We start from the raw sequence: 5,019 nt of genomic DNA on the forward strand, positions 1-5,019 counted from the left end.
CCGGGTTGTGTGATTTTGGCGCCATCACTGGAAAACAATGCGAGTAAGTTGCAGTTGCACGCATCTGCTGGCACAGTGTCTGGCGTCACCGCACCCCAACCCATGAGCGGCAGAATGGCGACCCCGTCCGTGACCGATGCCGATCAGAAGCTTCAGGTCTATCTGGCCCACAGATCGGCGCTGGTGGATTATGCAGCGCCGCTGCTGGGCAGCCGTGCCTGGGCCGAGGATGTCGTTCAGGAAGCCTATCTGCGCTTCGCGGGCACCGCAAGCCTGCCCGCCGACCGCAAGCCGATCCTGCATCCGGTGGCCTATCTGTACCGCATCGTGCGCAACATCGCGATGGATTGGGAACGTCACCGGGCCTTGGGGCGGATCACCGATCTGGGCGATGATGCCTTCCACGCGCTGCCATCGGCCACGCCGACGCCGGAACAGGAGGCGATCGACCGCGACGAGTTGCGGGTGGTGGCCGAGGCGCTGGCCGAACTGCCCGAACGGACCCGCATCGCCTTTGAACAGCACCGCATGGGCGGGCGCTCGCTTCAGGATGTGGCCGACGGCCTGGGCGTGTCGGTGACCCTGGTGCACCAGATGGTCAAGAAGGCCATGACCCATTGTGCGGCCAGGCTGGACGCGCTGGATTGACCGGCCGATCCGGCTGCTGGCGGCGTGTGTGCATGACAGGCGGTTGCAGGCACGCATAATAATCTTGCGTCCGCTGGTACATTGCCTGAAAAAACAGGCGGCCGGCCCGTCTTGAATGGGTAGGGCGGACCAATCATGGTCCGTGCCGCGGAGCGGCTGACAGATCCGGACGCCTGAGGGGTATGACGGGGCATTCCGACGACAAGACTGATCCGGTGTGGGACGAAGCACTGGACTGGCTGCTGAAAATTCAGGCGGACCCGGACGATGCCCGGCTGCGCGCGGCCCTCGATGGCTGGCGCGCCGCCAGCGACGCCCATGACCGTGCCTGGATGCGGGCCGTGCGTGTCTGGCGTCTGACCGGTGCCGTGGCCGATATTGCGTCGCGGCCGGAACCGCCCGGCCGGCATCAGGCGGCGACCGGGGAGCCGGCGCCGGCTGCCGTTGAGCCACCGCCCGCATCGGTGACCGCGCTGGCCCCGCCGCGGCGCCGTCGGCGCGCGGTTCGCGTCGTCGCGGCGGCGACCGCGCTTGCGATCGCGGCCTCGCTGGCGGTTGCGGTGCTGCCGCAGGCCGTGCTGCATCTGCGGGCCGACCATGTCACCGGCGCGGGGGAACGCCGCGAAGTGGTGCTGGAGGACGGCACCGTGGTGATCCTGAACGCGGCCAGCGCGATCACCGTATCCTATGATCAGAGCCAGAGACGCGTCGAGGTTTTGCAGGGCGATGCCTTCTTCACCGTCGCCGAGGATCGCAGCCGCCGGTTCGCGGTGACCGGCGACGCCATGACCGTGGTCGATATCGGCACCGCCTTCGGCGTGGGGCTGGACCCGGCGATGTTGAGCGTGGGGGTGGAAAGCGGCGCGGTGCATGTCCGCTATGACGGCGCGGTGCCGGCGGCGGCCCCGCGGGAGACGCGGCTGGACCCCGGCGGACGGCTGCGGATCGACCGCGCCACCGGCCGCTTCACCGAAGACCGCCTGCCGCCGGTCCAGGTCGCCGCCTGGCGCGATGGCCTGCTGGTGGTGGAAAACATGCCGCTGGGCCAGGTGATCGACCAGATCCGCCGCTATTACCCCGGCATGATCGTGGTGCGCGACCGGGCGCTTGAAGACGGCCGCGTGACCGGCGTCTATGACCTGCGCAACCCGGTGTTGGCCCTGCGCACCGCGCTGACGCCCTATGGGGGCAAGGTGACGACCATCACGCCCTACGTGCTTATTGTTGGTTAATTCTGACTGCCAGTTGCAGAAAAATCTGCCGCGGCCCTGAAAATTCCTGAACCGCATCCGTCCTAGCTACGACTGCAAATGAGAATCGTTTTCATACATGCAACTGGACGGAGATCTACCCATGAGCTGGGGCGACGATAATACGGTGTTCGACGTGGTGGTGAACCACGAGGAGCAGTATTCGATCTGGCCGACCTACAAGCCGGTGCCGGCCGGGTGGCGCGTGGTGGGCAAGCAGGGGCCCAAGGCCGACTGCCTCGCCTATATCGACGAGGTCTGGACCGATATGCGGCCATTGAGCCTGCGCCGGGCCATGGATGGCGCCGAGGCCGCGTCGTGATCGCACCGCGCGGACAGCCCTACCGCCCCTGACATGTCTTCAAGCCGAAGGGTCATTCCCTTGATCGTCACCGCTTCCGGAGGCCCCCCGGCCGGCGCGGACCTGACCGTTGGCGCGCTCCAGCAGGCCGGCACACGTCTGGTCACCGTTCAACCGGCCGATGCCGTCACCGCCCGTCCGATAGAGGCCCATGCCGAGCAGTTGCGCCATCTGGCGGCGCTGCATCTGGATGATTGCGGCGCGGTGCTGTTTCGCGGCTTCACGGTCGCCGGCGCCGCCGCCTTCCACGCGCTTGCCCGCGGCTTTGCCGGCAGCGGTGGCGAAGGCGGCGGGCTGCTCGATTACGAGTTCGGCTCCACCCCGCGCAGCCGGATCGAGGGCGGGGTTTATTCCTCGACCGAATATCCCGCGCATCAGTGGATCCCTCAACACAACGAGCAATCCTATACCCGGCGCTGGCCGATGAAGATCTGGTTCTATTGCGATCTGGCACCCGACACCGCCGGCGAGACGCCGATCGCCGACAGCCGCGCCGTGCTGGCGCGCATCGATCCGGCGATCCGGCGGCGCTTCGCCGATCGCGGGCTGATGTATGTCCGCAATTATGGCGGCGGGCTGGACCTGCCCTGGTCGCAGGTGTTCGGCACCAGCGACCGGCGCGCGGTCGAGGGCTTCTGCCGCGCCCAGGGCATCGCCTGGGACTGGCTCGACGACGACCGGCTGCGCACCCGCCAGATCTGCCAGTCGGAGGCGGTGCATCCGCAGACCGGCGAGGCGGTGTGGTTCAATCAGGCCCATCTGTTCCATGTTTCGGCGCTGGACCCGGATCTGCGCGAGACGTTGCTGTCGGTGGTGGATGAGGAAGATCTGCCCCGCAACGTCTATTACGGCGATGGCGCGCCGCTGGAAAACGCGGTGCTCGACGAGATCCGTGGTGCCTATCAGGCCGAGATGCTGCGCTTCGCCTGGGCGCGCGGCGATGTGCTGATGCTCGACAACATGCTGGTCAGCCATGGCCGTGCGCCATTCAACGGCTCGCGCCGGATTCTGGTCGCCATGGCTGAACCGCATGGCGCGGTCGAACTGCATGGTGTGGCCGGCGGCTGACCGGCATCACCGCCCCCTCGCGCCAGTCCCCTCGCGCCAGTCCCCTCGCGCCAGTCCCCTCGCGCCAGTCCACTCGCGCCAGTCCACTCGCGACTCTATGGGAAACCCGACGACATGTCCGATACCCCCGCCCGCTCTGCCAGCCATTCCGCCGGCAATCCCGCGCCGCTGTTCAGCTTCGACCGCCATCGGGGCCAACAGGATGCGATGCGCGATCTGGTCGCCGGCTTCGCCGATCTGCATCCCTATCGCAGCGCCATGGTCGACGAACTGGTGCTGGACGAGGATTTCTATCGCCGTCCGGCGCGGCCCGAGGATCTGTCCTTCATCCGCTTCGACGATGCCGTGACGCCTGAGACGGTAACGCTGCTGCCGTCGCTGGCGGCCCAGCGGCTGCTGCTGTCGATCAACGAGATGGATATCTGCCGCCTGCCGCGCGACGGCAGCCCGGAGGCCCTGGCCGATTTCGAGCGCTTCTATGGCGCGGAAAGCCGGACCATGGGTGCGCGCATCCGACCGTTCCTGGAAGATTTCGTCTTCGATCACCTGTCGGATGCCCCGGCGCCGGTCGATGCCGGCGATCAAGCCAGCCTGCTGCGTGACATCCTGAACCGCGAGGCGGGGTTCTGGGGGCTGGTGGCCGGCCATCTGCGCCGCAAGGATTTTCTGGAACAGGGGCTGCGCTTCATCCTGATCCAGAAATGGAGCCTGGCCGAAACCCGCCGCGCCGCCCTGGCGCGGGCCGGGGCCGCCGGCTTTTTCCAGCCGCTGGGCACCGATGGCGCGCCGAAGCTGGCGCTCGATGCCGTGGATGACCGGCTGATCGCCCGGCTGGCCCGGCATTGCGATGTCGACCTGAAGCCGCATTCCTATTGGCAGTTCTATCTGTCGACCAGCCTTGGCAGTTGCAACCTGCTGCATGCGCTGGCGGCAAGGCCCGATCGGGCGCTGGCCTTGTGGGGTGCCGCCTTCGCGGCCGAGGCCGAGTGGATCTCGTTCGGCTGCCTGCTGGCCCAGGCGGCCGAGGGGCTGGGGATCGATGCCGGGGCGATGGCGGGTGGTGCTGGCGCCGGCCTTGCCGGCCATAACCTGACCCCGGCCGCCGCGATCGAGGATCTGGGGCGGCGTTTCGCACGGGCGCAGGAGGTTGCCGAGGCCCGTTTCGGTCAGGCGGGTCTGGCCCGCATCGGCCAGGGGCTGGCCGCGGCATCGGCGATGCGGATGGCGGCGGAGCGCGATCTGTCGGAACAGGTGCAATGGCTGTCGTCGATCGACCGCTATCGCGACATCGCCGGTCTGATCGACCGCCGCATTCAGGCCGAATGCCCGGATATCGACCGCGAGACCTTCGTGGAGCCGCGCGAGATGTGCTCCACCACCCATGTTCACGACGATCACCGGCTGGTCGCGGTGGAGACCGGCGACATGGTGTTCTGGGGCAATCTGGGCATGTCGCTGGCACTGGCGCCCGGCGAGATGGTGCTGGTGCCCATGGGCCGGCTGCACGGCTCGTCGATCCTGTCGGATGAATGCGTCTACCACCAGCCGATCATTCCCGAGGACTGGATCGAGCCGCTGGTGGCCGAGCTCCGACTTGGTGCGCGCGGCTGATCTGCGCCGGCAGATCCCCGGCGGCATTCTTCCCTGATCTTTCTTTCACGGCACTGCGACAGACGGCTGGAGCACAGGCAT

5 protein-coding genes are annotated in these 5,019 nt (G+C 67.6%); all 5 read left to right on the forward strand.

What is annotated here, in order from left to right; translation table 11 throughout:
• Positions 1-114: 114 nt before the first annotated feature.
• Positions 115-648 (forward strand): sigma-70 family RNA polymerase sigma factor, encoded by a 534-nt coding sequence (locus WG924_RS04885; RefSeq protein ID WP_345931898.1) that lies wholly within the window; start codon positions 115-117, stop codon positions 646-648.
• 182 nt (positions 649-830) lie between these two features.
• A complete protein-coding gene (locus WG924_RS04890) occupies positions 831-1,880 on the forward strand; it encodes a FecR family protein (RefSeq protein ID WP_345931899.1) in 1,050 nt (349 codons plus the stop codon).
• Between the two features lie 121 nt (positions 1,881-2,001).
• Complete coding sequence (locus WG924_RS04895; protein ID WP_345931900.1) at positions 2,002-2,220, forward strand: MbtH family protein; 219 nt, start codon at positions 2,002-2,004, stop codon at positions 2,218-2,220.
• 60 nt (positions 2,221-2,280) lie between these two features.
• Entirely contained in the window at positions 2,281-3,327 is a 1,047-nt protein-coding gene (locus WG924_RS04900) for a TauD/TfdA family dioxygenase (RefSeq protein WP_345931901.1), read from the forward strand.
• Positions 3,328-3,441: 114 nt separating this feature from the next.
• Positions 3,442-4,938: a cupin domain-containing protein gene (locus WG924_RS04905; RefSeq protein ID WP_345931902.1), complete on the forward strand. Its 1,497-nt coding sequence runs from the start codon at positions 3,442-3,444 to the stop codon at positions 4,936-4,938.
• Positions 4,939-5,019 lie beyond the last annotated feature (81 nt).

Origin of the sequence: Tistrella arctica, from assembly GCF_039630945.1 — a bacterium.
Taxonomy (GTDB): Bacteria; Pseudomonadota; Alphaproteobacteria; order Tistrellales; family Tistrellaceae; genus Tistrella; species Tistrella bauzanensis.

Excerpts from the sequence above, each read along its gene's own strand:
- WG924_RS04885 (WP_345931898.1), top strand. The coding sequence starts at position 115 with ATGGCGACCCCGTCCGTGACCGATGCCGATCAGAAGCTTCAGGTCTAT.
- WG924_RS04890 (WP_345931899.1), top strand. The coding sequence starts at position 831 with ATGACGGGGCATTCCGACGACAAGACTGATCCGGTGTGGGACGAAGCA.
- WG924_RS04895 (WP_345931900.1), top strand. The coding sequence starts at position 2,002 with ATGAGCTGGGGCGACGATAATACGGTGTTCGACGTGGTGGTGAACCAC.
- WG924_RS04905 (WP_345931902.1), top strand. The coding sequence starts at position 3,442 with ATGTCCGATACCCCCGCCCGCTCTGCCAGCCATTCCGCCGGCAATCCC.